14 protein-coding genes and 1 tRNA gene are annotated in these 25,720 nt (G+C 45.8%); 8 read left to right on the plus strand and 7 right to left on the minus strand.

The window, feature by feature from the left end:
• Window positions 1-106: 106 nt before the first annotated feature.
• From lacZ to ACGE0T_RS18465, 5 genes are all read left to right on the plus strand, one after another.
• On the plus strand, window positions 107-3,238 hold the full coding sequence (gene lacZ / locus ACGE0T_RS18445; RefSeq protein WP_459188043.1) for a beta-galactosidase, LacZ type: 3,132 nt from the start codon (window positions 107-109) through the stop codon (window positions 3,236-3,238).
• A gap of 1 nt (window position 3,239) precedes the next feature.
• Entirely contained in the window at window positions 3,240-5,159 is a 1,920-nt protein-coding gene (locus ACGE0T_RS18450; protein WP_459188044.1) for an MGH1-like glycoside hydrolase domain-containing protein, read from the plus strand.
• Window positions 5,160-5,672: 513 nt separating this feature from the next.
• The gene (locus tag ACGE0T_RS18455; RefSeq protein WP_459188045.1) at window positions 5,673-8,618 is read left to right on the plus strand and encodes a fimbrial protein; all 2,946 of its coding nucleotides are present in this window, start codon (window positions 5,673-5,675) and stop codon (window positions 8,616-8,618) included.
• Window positions 8,619-8,729: 111 nt separating this feature from the next.
• Window positions 8,730-9,473, plus strand: a complete 744-nt coding sequence (locus ACGE0T_RS18460; RefSeq protein WP_459188046.1) for a DNA-binding domain-containing protein — start codon at window positions 8,730-8,732, stop codon at window positions 9,471-9,473.
• Window positions 9,474-9,701: 228 nt separating this feature from the next.
• Window positions 9,702-12,092, plus strand: a complete 2,391-nt coding sequence (locus ACGE0T_RS18465) for a TonB-dependent receptor (protein WP_459188047.1) — start codon at window positions 9,702-9,704, stop codon at window positions 12,090-12,092.
• A 7-nt stretch (window positions 12,093-12,099) separates the two neighbouring features.
• Here the strand turns inward: ACGE0T_RS18465 and ACGE0T_RS18470 are convergent, their stop codons facing one another.
• From ACGE0T_RS18470 to ACGE0T_RS18485, 4 genes are all read right to left on the minus strand, one after another.
• The gene (locus tag ACGE0T_RS18470) at window positions 12,100-12,657 is read right to left on the minus strand and encodes an ORF6N domain-containing protein (RefSeq protein WP_459188048.1); all 558 of its coding nucleotides are present in this window, start codon (window positions 12,655-12,657) and stop codon (window positions 12,100-12,102) included.
• A 31-nt stretch (window positions 12,658-12,688) separates the two neighbouring features.
• Window positions 12,689-13,249: an ORF6N domain-containing protein gene (locus ACGE0T_RS18475; protein ID WP_459188049.1), complete on the minus strand. Its 561-nt coding sequence runs from the start codon at window positions 13,247-13,249 to the stop codon at window positions 12,689-12,691.
• A gap of 119 nt (window positions 13,250-13,368) precedes the next feature.
• Entirely contained in the window at window positions 13,369-13,941 is a 573-nt protein-coding gene (locus ACGE0T_RS18480) for an ORF6N domain-containing protein (protein WP_459188050.1), read from the minus strand.
• Between the two features lie 165 nt (window positions 13,942-14,106).
• Window positions 14,107-14,180 (minus strand) — tRNA-Pro (locus tag ACGE0T_RS18485).
• Window positions 14,181-14,450: 270 nt separating this feature from the next.
• Between ACGE0T_RS18485 and ACGE0T_RS18490 the strand changes: the two genes are divergently transcribed.
• The 3 genes from ACGE0T_RS18490 to ACGE0T_RS18500 are packed head-to-tail and all read left to right on the plus strand — an operon-like array spanning window position 14,451 to window position 17,867.
• Window positions 14,451-14,720 (plus strand): OadG family protein, encoded by a 270-nt coding sequence (locus ACGE0T_RS18490; protein ID WP_459188051.1) that lies wholly within the window; start codon window positions 14,451-14,453, stop codon window positions 14,718-14,720.
• Between the two features lie 22 nt (window positions 14,721-14,742).
• Window positions 14,743-16,632 (plus strand): biotin/lipoyl-containing protein, encoded by a 1,890-nt coding sequence (locus ACGE0T_RS18495; protein ID WP_459188052.1) that lies wholly within the window; start codon window positions 14,743-14,745, stop codon window positions 16,630-16,632.
• Window positions 16,632-17,867 carry a sodium ion-translocating decarboxylase subunit beta gene (locus ACGE0T_RS18500; protein WP_459188053.1) on the plus strand — a complete coding sequence of 412 codons (1,236 nt, stop codon included), beginning with the start codon at window positions 16,632-16,634 and terminating at the stop codon, window positions 17,865-17,867. The genes ACGE0T_RS18495 and ACGE0T_RS18500 overlap by 1 nt, the downstream gene beginning before the upstream one ends.
• A 137-nt stretch (window positions 17,868-18,004) precedes the next feature.
• Here ACGE0T_RS18500 and aroB read toward each other — a convergent pair whose 3' ends face one another.
• The 3 genes from aroB to alaS all read right to left on the minus strand — a co-directional run bounded on the left by aroB (window position 18,005) and on the right by alaS (window position 25,629).
• Window positions 18,005-19,069 (minus strand): 3-dehydroquinate synthase, encoded by a 1,065-nt coding sequence (gene aroB, locus ACGE0T_RS18505; protein WP_459188054.1) that lies wholly within the window; start codon window positions 19,067-19,069, stop codon window positions 18,005-18,007.
• A 159-nt stretch (window positions 19,070-19,228) separates the two neighbouring features.
• Window positions 19,229-22,870, minus strand: coding sequence for a glycosyl hydrolase 2 galactose-binding domain-containing protein (locus ACGE0T_RS18510; protein ID WP_459188055.1), 3,642 nt, complete (start codon window positions 22,868-22,870; stop codon window positions 19,229-19,231).
• A 131-nt stretch (window positions 22,871-23,001) separates the two neighbouring features.
• On the minus strand, window positions 23,002-25,629 hold the full coding sequence (gene alaS / locus ACGE0T_RS18515) for an alanine--tRNA ligase (protein WP_459188056.1): 2,628 nt from the start codon (window positions 25,627-25,629) through the stop codon (window positions 23,002-23,004).
• Between the last annotated feature and the right edge of the window lie 91 nt (window positions 25,630-25,720).

Genomic DNA, 25,720 nt, shown 5'->3' on the forward strand with positions numbered 1-25,720 from the left:
ATCAATCATACCTAATAAATAGACACATTCTTAGTATTTAACGGAGGTGGTTGCAAAAATCTTTTTGTAACCCCTCCTTTTCCTTCTAAAGACTAAAAAAACAGTTATGAGACAATTCTATATTACAGCATATGCCTTATTAACTTGCTTACTCGTCCAGGCACAGCCCAAAGAATGGGAAAACCAACGAGTGAATCAAATCAACCGGGAACCTATCCATGCCCATTTTGTTCCGTATGCTTCGGAAAAAGCAGCATTGGCAAAAGACGCCTCAGCCGAACGGCGCCATTCATTGAACGGGACATGGAAATTCCATTTCGCTAAAAACCCGGATTCTCGTCCGGTAACCTTCTACGAGGAAGGATTCGATGTTTCCGGCTGGAAAAATATTGACGTTCCCGGCAGTTGGGAATTACAAGGGTTCGATGCTCCGATTTATACGGATACACGTTACCCGTTCCCTGCCAATCCGCCTCATGTACCCACCGACTATAATCCGGTAGGCTCGTACGTAACCACCTTCACGGTTCCCGAGAACTTTAAAGGAGAAGATATTTTATTGCATTTCGGAGGCGTGGAATCCGCCTATTACTGCTGGATTAACGGGCAGTTCGTTGGATACAGCGAAGACAGCCGCCTGCCTTCCGAATACCTGATTAACAAATACCTGAAACCGGGAGAAAACAAACTGGCTGTAGAAGTATACCGCTATAGCGACGGCTCTTACCTGGAAGGACAGGACTATTGGAAATACAGCGGCATCGAACGCAATGTCATGCTGATAGCCCGCCCCAAGGTCCGGATAAAAGACTTCGAACTCCTTGCCGACCTCCAGAATGAATATAAGGACGGCGCTTTCCAAGTCAAATTCACCTTGGACAACCGCCAGAACGTAAAAGGTTCCACCATACAATTAAAGGTACTGGACGGCAACAAAGAAATCGCCTCAGCCCGGCTGACCGCACGAAGCAATGCAGACACCCTGCTCACCTTTGCCAAAGACTTCCCGGATGTAAAACGCTGGACAGCGGAAACACCCAACCTCTATACCTTGGTTGTAAATACCTTGAACAAGAAAGGAGCAGTTACCGAATCTTTCGTTCAACGCTTCGGCTTCCGTAAGGTAGAAATGAAACACGGCATGCTGCATGTAAACGGAACCCCCATCCTGATAAAAGGAGTAAACCGCCACGAACACGACATGCACAAAGGACGCTCCATCTCCGTTGAAAGCATGATACAGGATATCCGCCTGATGAAACAATTCAACATCAACGCCGTTCGCTGCTGCCACTACCCGAATTATGAGGAATGGTACGAACTGTGCAACGAATACGGTATCTATCTGGTAGACGAAGCCAATCTGGAATCCCACGGGATGATGGATACGGAAGAAGGGACGCTTGCCAATATGGACGGATGGGACATTCCTTTCATGGAACGCATGGAGCGTATGGTGGAACGCGATAAAAACGTAACAGCCATCATCACCTGGAGCCTGGGTAACGAATCGGGCTACGGCAAACATTTTGAAACCATCTACCACTGGACAAAGAAACGCGATGCAAGCCGCCCGGTACAGTACGAAGGGGGAGGCGTGAAAGGCCTGTCCGATATCTATTGCCCGATGTACGGACGTATCTGGCTGCTCCGCCAATGGGCGAACCAACGGCAACAGCGCCCGCTTATCCTCTGCGAATACGCACATGCCATGGGTAACAGCGTGGGCAACCTGAACGACTACTGGGAACTTATCTACAAATACGATAACCTGCAAGGCGGCTTTATCTGGGACTGGGTAGACCAGACCTTTGCCATTAAAGACAAAAAAGGACACGATATACAGGCGTATGGTGGCGATATGGGATTTGTCGGCATCGTAAACGACTCCAATTTCTGTGCAAACGGACTTGTAGCAGCCGACCGCTCCCTGCATCCGCATATCTGGGAAGTCAAAAAAGTGTACCAGTATATCCATTTCAAGGGAGTTCCCTTCACGGCAAACCGCATCCGGGTAACCAACTATCACGATTTCGTATCCTCCGATTGCTACGATTATGTCTGGGCGGTAAAAGCAGACGGAAAGACTTTGTTCGAAGGGAAACTGGATGTTCCGGTTATCGCCCCCCATCAATCGGCGGAAGTAGTTGTTCCCATGCCTGAAATCCAACCGGAAGCAGGTACGGAATACTTCCTTCATCTTTCGGCACGGACCAAACAAGACACACCTCTGGTTCCCAAAGGGCATCTTGCCGCCTCCGAACAATGGCAATTGCCAATTCAGGCACACGCCGTATCACCGGAAAAGGCTACAGGCACATTGACGATTGAAGAAACGCCCGAAAGCATTCACATAACAGGCCACTCCGTATCCCTGTCTTTCTCTAAAGCCAGTGGCGAAATGGACAGTTACCGCATAGGAGGAAAAGAATACTTGCAGGAAGGACTTCGCCCGAATTTCTGGCGCGGACTGACCGACAACGACGTGGCAAACGGCATGGACGAACGTTGCAACACATGGAAATCGGCAGGGGATAAGTTACAGTTGGCTGGTATTACCATCCAACCATCCGCCGGAAAAGAACAAGTGACCATCCGCTCCGCTTATAAAATGCCGGAACAGGATGCTCAAACCCTGATTACCTACACGGTGTATGCAGACGGTGTAGTCAAGACAGACTTTGCCTTCACTCCGGGCGAAAAGGTACTGCCGGAAATCCCCCGTGTCGGCATGCGTATGATACTGAAAGGGGAATACGACCAAATGACCTGGTTCGGCCGTGGACCGCAGGAAAACTATTGGGACCGCAAATCCGGCGCCGATATAGACCTGTATAAAGCATCTGTCTGGGAACAATATCATCCGTATGTCCGTGCACAGGAAACAGCCAACAAAACCGATGTGCGTTGGGCTGCCTTGCAGAACAAGGACGGCGAAGGGCTTCTAGTTAAAACCGCCAGCCACCCGCTGAACGTAAGTGCCTGGAATTTCCCGATGAAGGACATCGAATATATCCCGTCCATGATTCGGCATATCCACGGCGGAAGCATTGAAAAGAAAGATATGGTCTGGCTAAACATAGACAGCAAACAGATGGGTGTGGGAGGCGACAATACCTGGGGAGCACAGACGCACCCGGAATATACCATCACTCCGGAAGCCCAGAGCTACAGCTTCTACCTGATTCCGGTCGACCGGCAAACAGACCTTGTGAAACAAGCTAAACTAAGCAGATAAAATGAACAAGAAATTTTCTGTTATAACATTCACTCTACTTGCGTTGTTCGGATGGGCAGGATGTACTGTACAGCAGTCCCTGCCCGTCTACACAGCGGAAAAGTACGGGAATATTGTAGACATCCGCTACACCCCCGACACAACATCCCGTTGCCGGGGATGGTTTACCGATGCGGGTTCATGGTTCGGATTCACCCTGCCGCAGGAAAACAAATGGGTGAACGGCTTTTGCGGTCCCTTCCATCTGGATATGAACCGGAGGGAATGGCTGTCGGATGCCTTGGTTAAAGTAGGCTTTGCCGACGAAGATACGACCGTAGCTTACACGCCGGACTCCGTTTCCTACTTCCCCGGACGGTTGTATATGGCATCGTCCTCCGGCAAAGGACGCATCGAACAGGAACTGGTATTTATCGACAAAGGAACCGCCCTGCTCTCCTGCCGTTCAGACCGGGATGCCTTATTCCGGTTCTCCGGGAAAACGCTGCCCGGGGGTACCACCAGCTCGGTTGATAAAAACACGCTGATACTGACTCTTCCCGACGGCGAAGGCGTTGCGCTGACATTCAGCCCGGAAATGGGTATACTTGCTACGGATAACGGATACGAAACCTTATCCCTCAAACCGGGAAAGGCAGCAGTCGTTATATCTTTCTTTGAAAAAGACTCCCTATCCCTTCCCGTACTACAGAAAGCTGCCTCCATCCAGACAAACCCGGAGAAATACAAAGCAGAGACAGCCACACGCTGGGAAGGCTACCTCACCAAAGTGCTCCGCCCGGATATGCCGGAAGCCTACAACCGGATAGCGGTAAAGGCGGTAGTTACTTTGATGGCGAACTGGAAGAGCGCACGCAGAGATTTATTCCACGACGGTGTAGTACCCAGTCATGCTGTAGGCTACTTTATGGGATTCTGGGGCTGGGATTCATGGAAACATGCCGCGGGTATCGCCCGTTTTGCCCCGGAACTTGCCAAAGACCAGGTGCGCACAATGTTCGACTACCAGACACCGGAAGGGATGATTATCGACTGTATCTACAGTGATGCCACCGAAAACAACGCACGCGACAGCAAACCGCCGTTGGCTGCATGGGCCGTGGACGAAATCTATAAAGCGACCGGCGACAGCAGTTTCGTAAAAGAGATGTTCCCCAAGCTGCTCGCTTATTATAAATGGTGGTTCAAGTACCGTGACCATAATCAAAACGGTATCTGCGAATTCGGCTCCTGCGACGGCACGCTGGAAGCTGCCGCCTGGGAGAGCGGAATGGATAATGCCATCCGTTTCGACGACGCAGTGATGGTAAAGAACGGAGAGAATGCCTGGAGCATGAATCAGGAATCGGTAGACCTGAATACTTTCCTTGCCTTGGAACACCGGTTGCTGACAAAACTGGCTCCGGTGGCTGGTGCTACCTTCGACGAACCGAACCGTTCGGCGGATGTTCAAAACTATTTCTTTGTGCCGGAACGCGGATTCTTCTTCGACAAGCGGCTGGACGGTACATTTGTTTTAGAAGAGGGGACAGAAGCGTGTATCCCCCTGTGGGCAGGAATAGCGACCAAGGAGCAGGCAGCCGATTGTATGAAGCTGTTTACCGATACGGCCAAATTCGCCACTTATATCCCCTTCCCCACCATTGCCGCAGACAATCCCAAATTCATGCCGGCCGGTTACTGGCGGGGACCTATCTGGCTGGACCAGGTTTACTTCGGTATCTCCGGTATCCGCAACTATGGATACAAGAAAGAAGCGGACGCTTTCACCGAACAGGTATTCAACCGCCTGCAAGGCCTGAAAGAGGATGCACCTATCCACGAAAATTACGACACGCACAACGGCGGACGCCTGAAAGCTCCCCACTTTAGCTGGAGCTCGGCACATCTGCTGATGCTGTACGAGGAATACGGGAAATAAAACAACTTTCCTGAAATACGAATGGGGCTGGATTCTAAGAATATTCTATAGAATCCAGCCCCATTCGTATTTTTAATGATTAAGTTCTGTGCAGACTGCGTTAAATATTGGGATAAATTAAAAAAATATCGTGCCGTGAAAGTTGTTACGAATCATATACTCTCACGTTTTTGAGGGTTGCTGTGCAAACAATATAGCTTAAATATCAAAGGATTACATCATTAATATGTGATAATATGTTTATATATTTGTTCAGTTTTTAACGCAGTCTGCACAGAACTCATTTAGCTTCTTTTTTAATAAAACATGCAATTAATAGCTATCAGGAATGAATCAGACAAATCGAAGAACCAGGTGCGCGGATGACCCGGATTAGGCGGATTGGGACGGATAAGAGTTTAGTAAAAATCCGCGTTTATCCGCGTCATCCGCGTCATCCGCGTCAGAAAATGAAATCTGCGTCAATCTGCATACATGAATAGGGTAATAGCAAACAATTAATTATATATGAATATGAACACAAAACTACAAGGTCTATGTCCCTCTATCAGACCGGTACAGGCACTCGCGGCAAGCGTATATCTGCTTGCTGCCGTGCTGCTTGCCTCCTGTACATCGGAATCGGACAAGACAAACCGGACATCTACGGATGAAGCGGACAGTACAAACAAACGTGAGGTGCTTATCTCTTTTAAGAACAAGCTCACAGTGAAAACTACTAAAGCGGAGACGAAGGCGGAAACGAAAGCCGATGCTCCCATTGCCACCGAAGCGGAAAACGAAATCGCAACGCTCGATGTCTATGTATTCGGAGCGAAAGTCGAAGGCGATGCTTATACTTTCCGCGAACGGTTCTCCTACCGTCAGGACGGTTCGGCACTACCTACCGGGGCAAAAGAATTAGACCTTACACCGAGTGTTGACAATGCCACGACTACCGCCTTGCTGGAACTGCAAAAAGGCCTGTTTGTCCGTCTCTACTGCATAGCCAACCAAACGGAACTGATGAATCCTACAGACGGCACTCCGGTAGCCGATACCTATTTCACCCCGCTTACTTATGATATGGAAACAGGTGTCCTGACAGATGGAACCCCTTCGGAGAAAGACTTCTGCAAGTTCCATTCCCCATTATTAACCGCTACCTCCGAGGCATTAGGCTTGCCCCTTCCGATGACAGGGGCACAAACAACCCCTATCGACCTGACAGACTTTAGTTCTTCTGCTCGTGTACAGGTAGGCTTTAAGCTGACCCGCACAATGGCCCGTTTCGATGTAAGCAATATAGAGAAGGATTCCAAATTCCATTTGGAGTCTATATCGATGGGGAATGGACGGAAAGGAACTACCTTCTTCCCGGTTAAGGTATATGGCGCTGCTCCGGCAGCTGAGGGGGAGTTAATTACTTACCCGGCATGCGCATTTGAAGGTGAGAAAGCCAACGAAGGCTTGCAGGTATCTGCATTCTACAGTTACCCCAGCCTGTTGGAAGATAAAGGTTACCTGATTCTGAACGGTACCTATCAGGTAAATAAAACAGAGGTAAAAGATGTCTCTTATCAGATACCGTTTATCCAGCAAACGACTGACGGCGGGGAGGTTGCACTGGAAATAAACAATAACCACCGGTACACTATCGGTATCACAAAAGCGGACGAATACCACCTGGACTTTACACTGGATGTAGCAGAATGGGACGAAGGCGGCAGTCTGGACGACTACGACCCGAATGCAGGCACAGACAGTGGCGAAGCCACCATTACCATTGCTGAGGCTTTGAAAGATAAAATAAGTTATAATGCTGATACCCGCACCGTAACCATGAATACGCTGAATGATGGTGATAATTTCACAGTAGAAGTTGAAACCACCCATGAGCCCGAAATAAAGAAAACCTACTCCGGCAGTGCAACCGCCCAGCAATACGACTGGCTGGAAGTAAGTGCCGCCACTCCCGTTACCAAAGCTCCCGTATCCGGTTATCAATATACCATATCTATAAATCCTGATTATAATGGGGATGAATATCCCAAAGCCGTTATCCGTTTTGTAGACAAGGTAAGCGGAAGCGAAACAGTAGTAGCCGTTTCAACACCTTTAGGAAAGCCTGTCCTCTCTTCTTCTGCAACTGTCGTACTTAATGCTGCTGCCAACAACGAGGTTCCGGAACTTATTATAGAAGGACAATGCGCAGGCGGCTCCACCCTCGACGGCCCGGCATGGCTGACCTATGAAACCGCCGACACGGATGAGGAAAACTTCTCTTATAAAGTAAAACTGGTTCCTTCCAAAGAGGGTTTTCCGGAGAGCCTTCCTACAGCCCAGACGCTAACCATCACAAACAAGAGTGCAACCAATATGAAAACAACCGTAACGGTAAGTTTCAGCGAGGCGGACGCTTGGATAGCGGAAGATATAAATGGCTATGAAACAACTCATCATGATGCAGCCATAGGCTACCGGGTAAATAATACAGCCAACAAAACATTGACCGTATCCTTTTATAGCATGTTTGCACCTGTGACATCAGAGATTCTCTATGACACGGATTATTGTAATTCAACCAATGGCGATAATACCTGGTTAAACAATAGCAAACTTGCAAAAACAGAGATTGCCGGCAACCGCCGTAAATACACATACAACATCGTTGTCAATAAATCAACAGGAACGGATGCCGCCTACCAGCTTCATAAAGCAACGATAAAGATTAAACAGAACGGGAATGAACTCAAATCCTATACCATCTGGCGTGGCGCCTCTTATGTCGGTTATCCGATAGAAGACGGTTCAGCCCTTTATTACTCGGCAGTAGAATATGGGGGGCTATATTGGGCGCCTGTCAATTGCGGTGCCAAACAAATATCAAAAGTTCCCACATCAGATGGCGTAGCCGGTAACGGTTACCTGTATCAGTGGGGACGCAATCAGCCTTTTACATATGGTAATTCATCGGATATTTATTCCGGCTCCGACTGGCCTTCAACGCTTGAAGAAAGTAGAGAGCCTCCTTATGCCGGCAAGTTTATAAAACAGAATAACAGTAATGGCCTCGACTGGTTGAAATCCGGCCATCTGGATGGCCTTTGGACATTTACAAAAGGAAGTACCAATACCAATAATCCCTGTCCGAAGGGATGGCGTATCCCGGCTCAGACAGGTGATAATTCCGGAGAATTGGATAAGCTGGTGGGTAAGGGAACTAACAATGGCTCTTCGAATAATCGTATCCTCACAATCCCCGGAAGTAATGGTCTTAATTTAGTTTTGCCTGCTGCGGGCTGTCGTTTCTACAGTAATGGTTCATCCAGCGATCAGGGTTCCTACGGCTACTACTGGTCGTCGTCAGTGCCGTCCGGTAATTCGAGCGCCCGTCTCGTGAACTTCAGCAATGCTACGTTCAACCAGAATACATTCAGCAGGGCGTACGGGTTCTCGGTTAGGTGTCTCCAAGAATAAAGGCAGGCGTATTACCTGCCGCATTCGATTCTTTGATTGATTCTATTTATTTCCAACCTTCATATTCATCCGGCGGCAGGGAACTCCCCTGCTGCCTTAAAACAAATTAATATGGCAAATGCCTTAAAAGGCTGGCTTACCGACAATACGGTAACAGCAGACCCCAATGACAAAATCCTCGTACTCGAAAGTACAGGCAAAGCGGACATGAAGAAAATCCACGAAGAAATGCTTGCCAAAAATACCGGGTTGTCACCGGAAACGCTGTCTCATGCAACCACCCTTTTCTTCCGCACCTGTGCACAGTTGCTGATGAACGGATACACATTAAACACCGATTTGTTCCAGGCATCCCCCCGTTTTACCGGCGTGGTGGAAAGCGGCAGGTGGAACCCCGCAAAGAACAACATTTATGTATCCTTTACCCAAGACAAGGTAATACGCGAGGAAATCGCCAAAACTTCCGTGCATATCCTTGGCGAAAAGAACGACATCATGTATATTCTCGAAGTGGAAGACCGCAAAACCGGATTGAAAGACTGCACCGCCACTGCCGGACGCAACCTCATCGTACGGGGCGCCTCCCTCAAGATAGCCGGGACGGATGCAGCCGTAGGCATCACCCTCCGTAACCTGAAAGATAACACGGTGGTGAAACTGGACGAAGATATGATTGCACACAACAACCCGTCTGAACTGACCCTGTTGATGCCCGCCGATACGGCAGACGGCAACTACGAACTGACCGTCAGCACCCAATACAGCAAAAACTACCTGCTGAAAGCGCCTCGCTCCGCATCCGTAAACATCACCTTCGGGCAGGTGAGCGACGGCGACAAACCCGAAGAATTATAAAATCCCGGGAAGAGCATTCCCTAACGGCAGGGAAGAGGTATCCCAAACGGTGGGGAATGCTCTTCCCCTGCCCTTGGGAATCCCTTTCCCTAATGCTTGTGACACCTCTTCCCGAACATCCGGGCTTTTCTTCATCCGTATTTAACGTTTTTGTTCCCCGTTTTTAATACCGATACCTGAAATTTGTTTTCTACCTTTGCTCCCATTGATAAATAAACTTTACCGGTAATGTATAGAATACTCTTTCTTTTATCCATCCTGTCGCTCTGCTGCCTGTCGGAAACATCCGCCCAACGCCAATATGCCATCAAAGGAACCGTAACAGACGCCACAAGCGGCGAACCGGTCAGCTTTGCCAATGTAGTGATATGGAATACCACCCAAGGGGCGGTTACAGACTCCGTCGGAAACTTTACCATCGAAGGGGTGTCGCCCGGAAGTTACCGCCTCCATGCCTCTTTTATCGGCTACAAGCCAGTGGTGACTGCCGAATTTCAACTTGCCAACAAAGATTTGTTTATGCCTATCGAAATGGAAGCGGCAAGCGAAAGCCTGCAAGAGGTGAATATCGTAGCTACCCCTTTCCGCAAAACAGCGGAAAGCCCCCTCGGCCTGCGTGTGATAGGATTCAAGGAGATTGAAAAGAGTGCCGGAGGAAACCGGGATATATCCAGAGTCCTACAGACATTTCCCGGAGTGGCTTCCACCGCCGCATTCCGCAACGACCTGATGGTAAGAGGAGGCGGCCCTTCCGAAAACCGCTTCTTTCTGGATGGGGTGGAGATTCCGAATATCAACCACTTTTCCACACAGGGGGCTTCGGGCGGACCGGTGGGCATCATCAACCCCGACTTTATCCGGGAGGTGAATTTCTATTCAGCCGCCTATCCTGCCGCAAGGGGGAATGCGCTGAGTTCCGTACTCGATTTCAAACTGAAAGACGGGAATAAGGAGAAATTCTCGGTACGGGGCGTTGTAGGCGCTTCCGATGTGGGAGTTTCCGCCAATGGCCCGATTGGCAAGAAAACGACTTACCAGGTATCTGTCCGCCACTCGTACCTGCAACTTTTATTCAATATGATTGGGTTGCCGTTCCTGCCGACATTTACGGATGCACAGTTCAAGATAAAACATAGCTTCGACCGCAAAAACGAACTGACCGTCCTCGGATTGGGCGCCATCGATAACATGAAACTCAATACGGGCATGGAGGATATGAGCGAGAAGAACCAATATATCCTTGCCTATCTCCCGGTTGTAAAACAGAAGACCTATACGCTGGGTGCGGTCTACAAGCACTATTCGGGCAAGAATATCTATTCGCTTATCGCAAGCCGCAGCCAGTTGAACAACCGGAACATCAAATACCGCGACAACGACGAAAGCAGCGAAGAGAACCTGACGCTGAACTACCGCTCGGACGAGATAGAAAACAAGCTACGCAGCGAGAATACCTTCCGTTTTCCATTCATCCAGTTGAATGTGGGAGGGAACATCGAATATGCGGAATACAAGAACCGGACGTTTCAAAAGGAATTTACCACTGTCCCGAAAGAAATCACCTACCAGACAGACCTCGAGCTTTGGAAATGGGGGCTGTATGCCACTGCTATTTACGAGAGCTATAACGAACGTTTTACCGCCTCGCTCGGTGTGCGGACGGATGCAAACAACTATTCGTCGGATATGAATAATTTGCTGGACCAGCTTTCGCCGCGCCTGTCCCTCTCCTACCGTATCTGGGATAATATCTATGTGAACGGGAATGTCGGCAGGTTTTACGAACTGCCTCCTTACACGACGCTGGGGTTCAAAGACGGGCAGGGCAATTACGTGAACAAGGCGAACGGACTGAGCTATATCCGCAGCGACCAGGCGGGACTGGGCTTGGAATACCGCCCTTCTTCGTATCTGAAATTCACTGCCGAGGGATTCTATAAACATTACGACAATTATCCGATGTCGCTTATCGACAGTATTCCCCTGGCTTCGAAGGGTACGGATTACGGGGTGCTGGGCAACGAGGCGGTAACCTCTACGGCTACGGGAAGAGCCTACGGGGTGGAACTGATGGGACGCTGGTATAATTACAAAGGGCTGACTTTTATCGCTTCCTATACCTATGTCCGGAGTGAATTTAAAGATGGCCGGAACAGCGGGAAGTATATTCCCTCGGCATGGGACAACCGCCACCTGTTTACTTTCAGCGGTACGTATGCACTGCCGAAGCATTGGGATGTCGGTGCTAAGTTCCGCATAGTAGGCGGTGCTCCCTATACGCCTTATGATGTGGAGAAAAGCAGCTATGTGGAAGCCTGGGATGCCAGCGGCAGTCTGTATTATGACTACAGCCGCTTCAACAGCGAACGCTTGAAACCGTTCAGCCAACTGGATATCCGTGTCGACAAAACATTCTACTTCAAAAAGGTCATGCTGGGACTTTATATCGATATCCAAAATATCCTGAACACCAAATACAAGGAACAGGATGTCTATATAAAAACCGGCAGAATCCTCAACCCCGACGCCCCCAAAAAACAACAACGCTACGAACTAAAGCCGGTAGAACGGGAAACCGGGGTTTTACTGCCGAGCATTGGGATTATAATTGAGATTTAAAGGAGAACTATTTCACAAAACCTACCTTTGCCCGTGGCTTATCTTGTATTCTCTTTTGCGTTTGCAATTCCGCCAATGTCTGGTTAATCAACTCAAGTTGCATACGGGTATCGTCGTTGATGTCATTGTAATCGGCAAAGACTTCTTCGATGTATTCTTTGAGTTCTTTCATTTCCTGTCGAAGTTCCGCAGTCTTATCAACCAAAGGAGCCGCTATCAATTGACGGACAGCAACAAAAGCCCGCATGATATTAATATTCACTTGTATTGCTATCTCACTATTCAATACACCAGACAACATTGCCAGTCCTTGTTCTGTGAACGCATAAGGAAGTTTACGAGTTCCGCCCCAACTTGATGTCGCAAATTGCGATTTCAAGATTTTCCACTCATCAACAGTAAGCTGAAACATAAAATCATCAGGAAATCGTTTTATATTCCTTTTTACAGCCTCATTAAGCCTACGTGTTTCAACCTGATACAATTCTGCCAAATCAAAATCTAACATAACTCTTTGTCCTCGTATCTCGTATATCTTACTTTGTATCAATTGCAGTTGTTCCATGCTCTCTTTCTTTTGATTTTATACTAAGGTTTTATTTCACAAAGCCTACCTTTGGTCGTGGCTTATTCTGTATCTTCTTGTGCATTTGTAATTCCGCCAATGTCTGGTTAATCAACTCAAGTTGCATACGGGTATCATCGTTGATATCGTTGTAATCGGCAAAGACTTCTTCGATATACTCCTTGAGTTCTTTTATCTGGCCTTCCAATTGTCCCACCCTGTCCACCGGAGGATTCAATATTAATTGTCTGGCAGCAATAAATGCACGGATGATTTGTATATTTATTTCTATAGCTATGTCACTATTTAAAACAGAGGAAAGCTGAGCAACTCCATGTTCTGTAAAGGCAAAGGGCATGTAACGGGTACCACCCCGTTTGTTTGAGGTCGCAAATTGCGACCTCAAACAATCATACTCTTCTTTTGAAAGTTCAAACATGAAATCGGGTGGAAAACGCCTTATATTACGCTTTACAGCCTCCTTGAGACGTTTTGTTTCCGTTCCGTACATCTCTGCCAAATCAAAGTCAAGCATGACCTTCTGGCCTCGTAGCTCGTAAATCTTACTTTGTATCAATTGTAGCTGCTCCATACTCATTCTATTTTATGCTAAAGCCTTTACTACTTCACTACAATATGTGTACAAGTAATGCAGGTTTTGGTTATATCTAAATTACATCAATATTCTTAACACTATCAAACAGATTTAGCTTACTTCACAAAGCTAATCCTTGGTCGTGACGTATTCAGTTTCTTATTCTTGTTCTGCAACTCTGCCAACGTTTCATTGATTAGCTCCAACTGCATACGGGTATCATCATTAATGTTGTTGTAATCGGCGAATACATCCTCTATGTATTCTTTCAGCTCTTTTATTTGACCTTCCAATTCTCCAACCCTGTCAACCGGAGGATTCAATACGAGATTCCGCATGGCTACAAATGCCCGCATGATCCCCCTATTTATTTCTATTGCTGTCTTTGAATTGAGGACGCTACTAAGCATGGCAACCCCAAGTTCGGTAAACGCGAAAGGAGCGTATTTGATATTATAACCCCGACTTTTGTTCAAGGTCGCAAATTGCGTCCTTGATAGCTCGGATACCTCGTCTTTCGTTAGTTGAAACATAAAATCGTCTCCGTCAAACCTTTCTATATTACGCCTTACAGCCTCCTTGAGACGTTTTGTTTCCGTTCCGTACATCTCTGCCAAATCAAAGTCAAGCATGACCTTCTGGCCTCGTAGCTCGTAAATCTTACTTTGTATCAATTGTAGCTGCTCCATACTCATTCTATTTTATGATAAAGCCTTTACTACTTCACTACAATATGTGTACAAGTAATGCAGGTCTTGGTTATATCTAATTACATTAAGAATCTTAGCACTATCAAGAATCGGACTAAGAATAAAAAAAGAGGTTAGATTTAACTTCTAACCTCTTCAAGATAGTCGGGATGACAGGATTTGAACCTGCGACCACACGCCCCCCAGACGCGTACTCTACCGGGCTGAGCTACATCCCGAAATGCGGTTGCAAAAGTATAGATTAATTTTAAAATAACAAACAAATCTATCGATTTTATTAAAATATGGAAAGTTCTTATTACAAAAAACAAGCAAAAAGGCTGAAGAAATGAACATTTCATCGAAAAAAGCCTTTGTTTTCAATAATCTATAGAATATTTTACCAGTTTTTAAAAGATTGTGTCTTTTATCCCAAATGTTAATTAATTAACTTTGTCACTTCTTAAATCAATTTAGTACCAATAAACTCTCCAAGTATTTTTTAAATTATGGAAAACATAGAAACAGGTTTATTATTGATGGCAGTCGGGATGACTACGGTCTTCGCTATCCTGCTTATCGTTATTTATTTAGGAAAAGGGTTGATCGCCTTAGTTAACAAATATGCTCCGGAAGAAGTAACAAACAAAATAATGACATCCGGTTCACAGGCCACTAAAAGTAATACACTGTCCGGTCAGGAAACTGCGGCTATTGTCTCTGCTGTCAGTTTAGCCACCCGGGGATTGGGAAAAGTGATTAAAATAGAAAAGATATAATACTACTTTATTACCTATTATCATGAAAAGAGAAATCAAATTCAGTTTGGTCTTTCGCGACATGTGGCAATCTGCCGGAAAATATGTACCGAGAGTTGACCAACTTACTAGCGTTGCCCCTGCCATTATAGAAATGGGATGTTTCGCTCGCGTAGAAACCAATGGCGGAGGCTTTGAACAAGTCAATTTATTATTTGGAGAAAATCCTAATAAATCCGTCCGCGAATGGACAAAACCGTTTCACGAAGCCGGCATACAAACACATATGCTGGACCGCGCCTTAAACGGATTACGCATGAGCCCGGTTCCGGCTGACGTGCGTCAATTGTTTTACAAAGTAAAGAAAGCACAAGGGACAGATATCGCCCGTACTTTCTGCGGATTGAATGATATCCGTAACATTGCCCCATCTATCGAATACGCCAAAGCGGCAGGTATGATTTCACAATGCAGTTTGTGTATCACACATTCTCCGGTACATACGGTAGAATATTATACCAAGATGGCTTACGAGTTGATTAAACTGGGAGCAGATGAAATCTGTATCAAGGATATGGCAGGCATCGGACGCCCACATACACTGGGGCAAATCGTAGCCAACATCAAAAAAGAATATCCGGAAATTCCTATCCAGTATCACAGCCATGCCGGTCCTGGCTTTAATGTAGCCTCTATACTGGAAGTTTGCAAAGCGGGCTGCGATTACATCGATGTAGGTATGGAACCGCTGTCGTGGGGTACAGGGCATGCCGATTTATTGACAGTACAAGCCATGCTGAAAGACGCCGGATTCCAAGTTCCGGAAATCAACATGAACGCTTATATGAAAGTCCGTTCTATGATACAGGAGTTTATGGATGACTTCTTGGGATTGTATATCAGCCCGAAGAACCGCTTGATGAACTCTCTGTTAATCGGCCCGGGACTGCCGGGTGGCATGATGGGTAGCTTGATGGCAGACTTGGATAAGAATCTGGAGTCTATCAACAAGAACCATATCAAAAATAAACGTCCGGTAATCTCGCAGGATGAATTATTAATCAAACTGTTTGATGAAGTTGCTTATGTTTGGCCACGCGTAGGTTATCCCCCATTAGTAACACCTTTCAGCCAGTATGTTAAGAACCTGGCATTGATGAATGTCATGCAAATGGAGAAAGGGAAAGAACGCTGGAGCATGATTGCCGATGACATTTGGGATATGCTATTGGGCAAAGCCGGCCGCCTGCCTGGACCATTGGCTCCCGAATTGATAGAGAAAGCAAAAGCCGAAGGACACAAGTTCTTCGAAGGCAATCCGCAAGACAACTATCCGAATGCGTTAGACAAATACCGCAAACTGATGAACGAAAAGCAATGGGAAGTGGGCGAAGATGAAGAAGAATTATTTGAATACGCCATGCACCCAGCTCAATACGAAGCTTATCGTTCCGGCAAAGCAAAAGTGGAATTTAAAGCGGATGTCGCCAAACGCAAAGCAGAGAAAGAAAAGGCAGCCAACCCAGCTCCTGTAGCAACGGCTTCCGTATCACCATTGCCTACTACTCCACAAGTAATGACCGTGGATGTAAACGGACAAGCATACCGGGTAACTGTTGCTTTCGGCGAAAACAATACAACTGCCCCGAACACCCCTGCTGCTTCAACTCCCGTAGCTCCGGCTGCTCCGGCACAAGGCGAAGGGAAAGAAGTATTGTCACCCTTGGAAGGTAAATTCTTCCTGGTAAAGAATGCTTCCGAAACACCAGTCCAAGTGGGAGACACAGTAAAAGAAGGAGACGTATTATGCTATGTGGAAGCCATGAAAACCTACAATGCTGTACGTGCCGAATTCGGCGGAACAATTACAGCAATCGGTTTTGGTTCCGGTGATGCTGTTTCTGAAGATGATGTATTAATGACAATCCGATAATGAACGAGATATTCCATAATTTATACCAGATGACTGCGTTCAGCAATATCATTGCTGAACCGCAGTTCCTGATCATGTATGCCATCGCCTTCATATTACTCTACTTAGGAATCAAGAAACAATATGAACCTTTGCTGTTAGTACCTATCGCATTCGGTGTATTATTGGCAAACTTCCCGGGTGGCGATATGGGCGTTATACAGGCAGACGAGAACGGAATGATCAACGTACACGGAGTAATGAAAAACATCTGGGAAATGCCTTTACATGACATTGCACATGAATTGGGATTGATGAACTTCATCTACTATATGTTGATTAAAACGGGTTTCCTGCCTCCTATTATCTTTATGGGTGTAGGAGCGTTAACAGACTTCGGCCCGATGCTGCGTAACCTGCGTCTTTCTATCTTCGGGGCTGCTGCACAACTTGGTATTTTCACCGTATTATTAGTAGCTATCCTGATGGGATTTACACCTAAAGAAGCAGCTTCTTTAGGGATTATCGGAGGGGCAGACGGACCGACGGCGATTTTCACAACTATTAAACTGGCTCCTCATTTGCTGGGTCCTATCGCAATCGCCGCCTATTCGTACATGGCATTGGTTCCGGTCATCATTCCTTTGGTGGTTAAACTATTGTGCAGCCGGAAAGAGCTATCGATAAATATGAAGGAACAGGAAAAGAAATATCCTTCAACCACAGAAATAAAGAATCTGCGTGTCTTGAAAATTATTTTCCCTATCGTGGTTACAACAGTTGTTGCTTTATTTGTCCCCAGTGCAGTACCTCTGATCGGCATGTTGATGTTCGGTAACCTGGTAAAAGAAATCGGGACCAATACATTCCGTCTGTTTGACGCTGCTTCGAACAGCATTATGAATGCTGCGACTATTTTCTTAGGGTTATCCGTTGGAGCCACTATGACATCCGAGGCTTTCTTGAACCTGACAACCATAGGAATCGTAATCGGTGGCTTTCTGGCATTTGCATTATCTATTGCCGGAGGTATTTTCTTCGTTAAGTTTGCAAATTTATTTACCAAGAAGAAAATAAACCCGCTGATTGGTGCTACCGGATTAAGCGCTGTCCCAATGGCATCCCGTGTAGCTAATGAGATTGCCTTGCAATATGACCCGAAGAACCATGTATTACAATATTGCATGGCCAGCAATATATCCGGAGTTATCGGTTCTGCGGTGGCAGCAGGTGTCTTAATTTCTTTCTTAGGATAAAGAAATACATCCCAATATCGTTTGATTACAGGGACAAATCATCAGAAAAGCCTTTTATGTCGACTTATGCAGTTCACATAAAAGGCTTTATTTTGTAGAATAAACATTCGCAAGAATAAGATAGAAACATAAGCTTCTTATCCTCCGAAGCTCTCCCGGTAAAAATCTAATGCTTCGAGGATTGTTTCTTTGCTCACCTGTTGGTTAATACGAACTTCTCCCACTGAAGCAAGCAGGGTAAAATTGATGATACTGGCTTCATTCTTCTTATCATGTGTCATCAGCTCATAAAGCGTATCGTAATCCTTACAATCGAATGTAAAGGCCGGATAGTATTCCTTAATATAATAAACCACCTGGCTCAGTTTGTCCATTGGGAAACTGCACAATTTATGCGACAGATATAATTCGCTGATAATACCGGCAGCTACCGCATGGCCATGTAGCAACGGGCAGTTCTTCTTAAATGAAAGGCTTTCATAAGCATGACCGATTGTATGACCAAAGTTCAGTGCTTTACGGATACCATGTTCCTTCGGATCTTCTTCCACAATCCGTTCCTTTACGGCAACAGACTGTGCCACCATCTTATTCAGAAATTCATAATCGAACTGAGCATCCAAATCAAACAACAGCACAGAGGCATAAATGTCCATCGAGCTAATCAACGCATGTTTAATCATTTCGGCATAACCGGACAACAGATTGTCACGGTCTAATGTGCGCAGGAACTCACAATCGATAAATACACATTCGGGAGGATAGAAAGAGCCGATTTCATTCTTCAAGCCGTTAAAATTGATTCCGGTCTTCCCTCCTACGGCAGCATCAACCGAGGCCATTAGCGTGGTCGGAATATTAACTGTTTTCAAGCCACGTTTGAACGTAGCGCCGGCAAAGCCGCCCATATCCGTTATCATTCCTCCACCCAGATTTACCAGGAGGGAGTTACGGGAAGCTCCTTCGTTAGAAAGACGGGACCAGATGTGCACCACCTGTTCCAAGCCCTTATGGGTATCTCCGGCTTCAACTGTGATAACCGGTGCATTTTGGAATGCCGGAATGTCTTTAACCAGAGGATAACACTTTTCCCGGGTATTTGTATCGGTAAGAATAAACAGTTTATCGTAATTCAATGCAGAAAGGAATTTCTGTAAATCAGCTTTCAACTCCTTACTAATCACAACTTTTTGAGCAGCCATATACTTTATTATTTTACTTCTTGAATGACAAAGGTATTATTTGTAATCCGATTATCAAAGGACTTTCCCATTACAAAAGGATAGCGGCTGATGGTATTACTCTTCATAAAGGAAGCAAATACCACCAGCCGCTATAGATAAATCTTTTTATTTCCTGGTTTATTTAGACTTGTTCAATACATTGTATCCGGAAACAGTTACATTCGGCTTATTACCTCTCGTATCTTCGTCTTTCCAATGGATATCAACTTCTTTCTTTTCACCCGGAAGCAATGAGAAATAGTTATCGGTATAGAACACCGGCAGGAACTGCAAACCATCTTTCTCGCCTACTACATTTATGCGAACCATTAAAGCCGGAGTAGATGTCGGATTTTCCAGAGTTGCCTTCGCACGCCAGGTACCGTCAGCTTCTTTATTGACAACAATATCAGTGCTTAAATCTACCTTCGGAAGTTCACGTAATGCCTGGTAATTATTTTCTTCCAAACTTCTGTGATAGAAGTTATCGGAAACCACCTTGCCATTTTCCGTCAATACCATTTTGATGAAATGGACTTTCGACAGGTTTTCCGGAAATTCCAGCTTGATACATTTATTGGTTGTATCCTCATTGCTATCAATCTTCACCTCTTTTTCCCAGGCAACAGAAGCATCCATATTCAATATCTGGACTTTAGCGGTCAGGTCTTTACGAGAACCGGCACTGTAGTTCACGACTTCTACCTCATCGGTTGCCGGATTCCATTGGATATGCAATGGCTCGGATGCTTTCTTGATTGCAAAGTAAGCGGCTGTAGGTTCAAAGTAGTAGTCGTAGGTCTGCCATACCATAGAAGGCCAGCAAGGATGGCTCATCCACATCAGCAATCCTTTACGGTTCTTACTTCTGGACTCGAACAAACTACGGTGACCGTCATAATTTACCCACTGTGCCAGTTCAGCAAATTCTTTGGCACTCTGCGGTTCTCCGTATCCTTTTGCTATAATCTCATTAAAAGAAGTACATCCCTGTGCACCTTCACGTGTATAATCGTGCATTCCCCATTCGTTATCCTGCGGCCAGATTCCTTCCGGCGAGAAAGTACGAAGCATACTTTCATAAGTCATTACGTTTGGCATACCTCGTTCACTGTGGAACTTGTCATTACCGGTTTCCAATGTGAAATATTCTTTTGCAGGAAGCATACGGTAAGGGCCGTGTCCGCTTACTACATCATCTGCCGAACTGGAAATATAATGGATACCCGGATGGTCTTCTTTTACAATCCGGCGCAGAGCCTTGTCAATCTGTTCAGGAGGGAAGCCTTCGTTACGTCCGCAATACAGGCCGATAGAAGCATGGCTACGGATTCGTTTCACATAATCTTCCGCATTATCAATAAACATTTCCGGATAATAAGGATCGGGTCCGTCGGCAGGATTTGCCAACCAGAAGTCTTGCCAAACCATAATACCATGACGGTCGCAAGCATCATATAATTCCTCATCACCTATCATACCTACCCAGTTACGCAACATGGTAAAATTCATATCTGCATGGTAAGCTACGGCAATATCATATTCACGTCCGCGATAATTCAGGTTCGATTCGCTAAATCCCCAGTTACCACCGCGGCCGATAAAACGGCGCCCATTGATAAAGAGACTCAGGATATGGTTATCTTCGTTGAAAGTCATCTGACGGATACCGACTTTAAAGTCTTTAGCGTCTGAAACCTCATCATCAATCTTGAAAGTGAAGTTCGCATCGTATAAGTTCGGTTCTCCATAGCCTTTAGGCCACCACAGACGCGGATTCTGTACATTCAACTGGGCAAAATCCTTTGCATCGAAAACAACGGTTTTCTCTTCTCCCGCAGCCAGTTCAACCGGTTGCTGGAAAGTAATATCACCAATCTTGCCTTCCAAAATACCTTTTACTGCATCTGCATCGTGGTTCTTCACTATCACCTCTGCAGTTAGCTTGGCGGAAGTCGTATCCGGCAATGGCAGTACGGATTGGACAAGCGGGTCTGCAACCGTTACTTTGCCCGTTGTCGTTAAAGAAACATCATTCCATATACCGATATTGCGTCCGCGTACAGTCGGAATCCAGTCCCAGCCGATTGTAGCATGGAATGTAGGATTATCAGCTCCCAGGATACCTCCGTTGAAGTCCGTGCTCTGTCTGTTCTTTTCCTTGATAGCACCGATATGGGAGTTTTTAATAATTTCTACGGCAACCACATTCTTACCCGGAACAACCACATCCGTGACATCGAATTTACCACGTTTAAACGCACCTTCAATACGACCGACCTGTTTTCCGTTTACATAAACGTTCGCTTTCCAGTTGATACCGTCGAAGTTCAGGAACAAACGATCCTGCTTAAATCCTTCCGGTACTTCAAATTCGTCACGATACCAGAAATTGGAGTTGAAGAAAGATTCGGATACATGCAACTGATTATCGGCATAATCGGGATTAGCAATAGCCCCTATATTCTTATAACTGCTTAATACAGTACCCGGAACGGTTGCTACAATCCAGTTTTCAGGCTTGAAGCCTGCGGTCGATATTTCCGTACCTGTAGCAGCAACCTCAGAAGCACGCTGAAGTTTCCAGTTACCTCCGGACAAATAGATTTTATCTTTTGATGCAGCAGGCATCGCAACAGGCTGAGGAAGCAAGCCTCCTTTACCCATGACTTCTATTTCGCTCAGGATATAGTTCTTGTCATTACCCGGTTCTTGCATCAGAAGACGCACATAACGTGCCTGTTTTTTTCCATTCAGAGAAATTTCATCTTTCAGTTCATCTCCGCCAGGTAATTCAGCCACGTCGGTCCACTGCAGGGCATCATCTGACACCTGTACCTTACCTTTTACGGCTTTATTTACCCAGTGTAAGATCACTTTATCAAATTCTGAGCGACTGCCTAAATCCACATACAACCATTCTTCGCCGGGTGTAGCACTCATCCATGCACTGTTGAAGAACTGGGAGGGTTTCATTTCCACCAGTCCGCCTTTATTATAGAAGTTTGCCTCTGTAAACACCCAATCGTGCGCACCTGCCATTTTCAACAGGACGCGATAATCGGAATAAGCGGTCCCTTTTTTGAACGGTATTGTTTCATCCAGTTTACGAACCGGCATGGATACTTGTTCTGTTTGTTTATTCGGGTCGGTCACCGGGATACGATAAGACAAAGCTTTGCCCGGCAGTCCGCTACCACTCAGTTTTCCTATTTCCTCCCAGTTCTTTCCATCATTGGAACCCTGACAAATAATTTCGTAGCCTCCTTTTGCCACCTTATCATCATAGATAAGCGTTCCGACCAACGACAGTTTATCGACAGATTCGCTATAATTATTCAGTGTAAACTGAAAATAAGTATCGGCACCTGAAAATGTATTTCTTGAATAAGGACCTTCATCTATCATCCACTCACGTTCGCGTCTGGGAGCGGCGCCTTCCGGAGTTAAAAGATCCAAATACTGCGGTTGCTTATCTGTTACGATACCGTCCGTCACCAACTGGGCAGTCAGATTATAATCATGACTGGACGAACCGAATGCAGAACGCAAAAGGGCGATATTCCGGTAATTTTCTTTGTCCGGAGCCAGGGATGGCGAAAAATCCTCTTTAGGATTTCCGGGATATTGACCAATACCGCGCGTATAATAATCCGAACGTTCAAACGATTCGGCTGTTGTACCCGCACCACTACATCCTCCTAAAAGAGATATGGCAGCTATCGCTCCACAAAAGGTGAACATACGAGTAACTCTTTGCTGTTTTTTGCCTAATTTCATATTATATGAGCTATATAAGTTTCGACAAATGTACATTAAAAACTCTGTTTTTTAGGAATGTATAAATAAAAAAAAGGCTAAGCTGAACGTTCAACTTAGCCTTTCATATAAAATTCTGTCTACTTTTTATCTTATTTCAAGCCGGCATTTTCCAATATCAGCTCGATTGCCTGTAACAAACCACCAGGATTCTTGCCTCCTGCCGTGGCAAAATGAGGCTGTCCGCCGCCGCCGCCCTGAATTAACTTGGAAGCGTCTTTTACCAGTTTACCGGCATTCATACCTTCTGCGACCAACGGTTCGCTTAGCATAACCATCAATGCACATTTCTCACCGTCACGGATACCGGCAACAAAGAAGACCTTTTCGTCGGTAGCACTCTCACCTTTAATCTGGAAAGCAAGGTCTTTAATAGCATCCGTATTCGCTTCACCACGGAATACTATCAGTTTTACGCCATTACGTTCTTCAGCCTTAGCAATCAGTTCTTTCTTCAACAACTGGACTTTTTCCTTTACATAATCGCCAACCTGTTTCTTCAATTCGGCATTTTCTTCAATCGCTTTCTTGATGGTCTGCGACAGGTTCGGCACATTATTGAACATCGCACGCAATTCACGAAGAGCATCCTGCAATTTGTAGGTATAGTCTTCTGCACCTTCGGCCGTAACGGCTTCAATACGACGAACACCGGCAGCAATAGAGCTTTCGCCGATTACACGCAATGAACCGATCATTCCTGTTGCCGGAATATGCGTACCACCACACAATTCAATAGAACTACCGTATTTTACCACACGAACCTCATCGCCATACTTTTCGCCGAACAAAGCCATCGCGCCTAATTCTTTCGCCTTAGCTATCGGCATATTACGATGTTCTTCCAACGGATAGTCGGCACGGATTTTTTCGCTGACCAGCATTTCCACTTTACGGATTTCTTCATCCGTCACTTTCTGGAAATGAGAGAAGTCGAAACGCAAAGTATCCGGAGAGACATAAGAACCTTTCTGTTCGACGTGTGTACCCAAGACCTCGCGCAAAGCTTCGTGCAACAAGTGGGTTGCAGAGTGATTACATTCGCACTGGATACGTTTTTTCTCATTTATCTTTGCTGTAAATGTAGCAGTTACATCTTTAGGCAATTTAGCCACCAAATGAACCGGCAGGTTATTTTCGCGTTTCGTATCGATTACATCGATTTTTTCATCGTCAGCTATCAACCAACCGGTATCGCCTACCTGACCACCCATTTCCGCATAAAAAGGAGTCTGGTCCAAAACGACCTGATACAGTTCCTTATTCTTTTGCTTAATCTGGCGGTAACGAAGAATTTCCGCATCACATTCAAACAAATCGTAACCTACGAATTTGCATTCGCCTTCTTTCAGGATGACCCAGTCGCCTGTTTCGATGGCAGCAGCATTACGCGCACGCTCTTTCTGTTTCTGCATTTCCACATTGAACTCTTCGATATTGACTTCCATGCCATTTTCACGAAGGATCAATTCGGTAAGGTCTAACGGGAATCCGTATGTATCATATAATGTAAAGGCATCCACACCGCTGATAACGGTTTTTCCGGCAGCCTTTGTCTCTTCCATTTTCTTATCCAGCAAACGGATACCTGTTTCCAGTGTACGCAGGAACGATTCTTCTTCTTCCTTAATAACCTTTTCAATCAAAGTCTTTTGAGCAATCAACTCAGGATAAGCATCCCCCATTGTCTCAATCAGGACAGGAAGCAGTTTGTACATAAAAGCTTCTCTGCGATCCAGGAATGTATAACCGTAACGAACGGCACGACGCAAAATACGACGGATTACATAACCGGCTTTTGCGTTGGAAGGTAACTGGCCGTCGGTAATAGCAAAAGCAATCGTACGGATATGGTCGGCTATTACACGCATAGCCACATCCTGCTGCTTTTCTTTTCCGTATTCGGTTCCTGCCATTCCGGCAATGACCTTGATAATCGGCTGGAATACATCCGTATCATAATTGGATATCTTACCCTGCAATGCCATACACAGACGTTCGAAACCCATACCGGTATCGATAACCTTTGCAGGAAGCGGTTCCAGAGAACCGTCAGCCTTACGGTTATATTGCATGAATACCAGATTCCAGATTTCAATTACCTGAGGATGGTCCTTATTCACCATGTCCTGTCCGGGAACAGCAGCCCGTTCTTTTTCAGAACGAAGGTCTATATGGATTTCGGAACAAGGGCCACAAGGACCTGTATCCCCCATTTCCCAGAAGTTATCGTGTTTGTTTCCGTTAATTATATGATCCTTCGGCAAAAATTGTTCCCAATAACCGGCAGCCTCGTCATCACGGGAAAGGCCTTCGGCAGGACTTCCCTCAAAAACAGTAGCATACAGACGGTCCGGATTCAACTTCAATACCTCCACCAGATATTCCCATGCCCATTCGATAGCTTCTTTCTTGAAATAATCACCGAAAGACCAGTTTCCGAGCATTTCAAACATGGTATGATGATACGTATCATGTCCTACTTCCTCCAAGTCATTATGCTTACCGCTCACACGAAGACATTTCTGTGAATCCGCGACGCGGGGATATTTACGGGGTACGTTCCCCAGGATTATATCTTTAAACTGGTTCATACCTGCATTGGTAAACATCAATGTAGGGTCACCCTTCACAACCATCGGAGCAGAAGGCACAATCTGATGCTGCCTGGATGCGAAAAAGTCTTTAAATGATTCGCGGATTTCTTTTGCTGTCAACATAATCTATTTCTATATAGTCTTAATATTCTGAAAAACAATTTGCAAAAGTACAGCAAATTATTATTTTTGCACATATCCAAGCAAGAAAATA

It is taken from the genome of Parabacteroides sp. APC149_11_2_Y6, assembly GCF_054506995.1.

Bases quoted from the DNA above. Each gene is read 5' to 3' on its own strand.
- lacZ (WP_459188043.1), top strand. From the start codon at position 107: ATGAGACAATTCTATATTACAGCATATGCCTTATTAACTTGCTTACTC.
- ACGE0T_RS18450 (WP_459188044.1), top strand. From the start codon at position 3,240: ATGAACAAGAAATTTTCTGTTATAACATTCACTCTACTTGCGTTGTTC.
- ACGE0T_RS18455 (WP_459188045.1), top strand. From the start codon at position 5,673: ATGAACACAAAACTACAAGGTCTATGTCCCTCTATCAGACCGGTACAG.
- ACGE0T_RS18460 (WP_459188046.1), top strand. From the start codon at position 8,730: ATGGCAAATGCCTTAAAAGGCTGGCTTACCGACAATACGGTAACAGCA.
- ACGE0T_RS18465 (WP_459188047.1), top strand. From the start codon at position 9,702: ATGTATAGAATACTCTTTCTTTTATCCATCCTGTCGCTCTGCTGCCTG.
- ACGE0T_RS18470 (WP_459188048.1), bottom strand. From the start codon at position 12,657: ATGGAACAACTGCAATTGATACAAAGTAAGATATACGAGATACGAGGA.
- ACGE0T_RS18475 (WP_459188049.1), bottom strand. From the start codon at position 13,249: ATGGAGCAGCTACAATTGATACAAAGTAAGATTTACGAGCTACGAGGC.
- ACGE0T_RS18480 (WP_459188050.1), bottom strand. From the start codon at position 13,941: ATGGAGCAGCTACAATTGATACAAAGTAAGATTTACGAGCTACGAGGC.
- ACGE0T_RS18490 (WP_459188051.1), top strand. From the start codon at position 14,451: ATGGAAAACATAGAAACAGGTTTATTATTGATGGCAGTCGGGATGACT.
- ACGE0T_RS18495 (WP_459188052.1), top strand. From the start codon at position 14,743: ATGAAAAGAGAAATCAAATTCAGTTTGGTCTTTCGCGACATGTGGCAA.
- ACGE0T_RS18500 (WP_459188053.1), top strand. From the start codon at position 16,632: ATGAACGAGATATTCCATAATTTATACCAGATGACTGCGTTCAGCAAT.
- aroB (WP_459188054.1), bottom strand. From the start codon at position 19,069: ATGGCTGCTCAAAAAGTTGTGATTAGTAAGGAGTTGAAAGCTGATTTA.
- ACGE0T_RS18510 (WP_459188055.1), bottom strand. From the start codon at position 22,870: ATGAAATTAGGCAAAAAACAGCAAAGAGTTACTCGTATGTTCACCTTT.
- alaS (WP_459188056.1), bottom strand. From the start codon at position 25,629: ATGTTGACAGCAAAAGAAATCCGCGAATCATTTAAAGACTTTTTCGCA.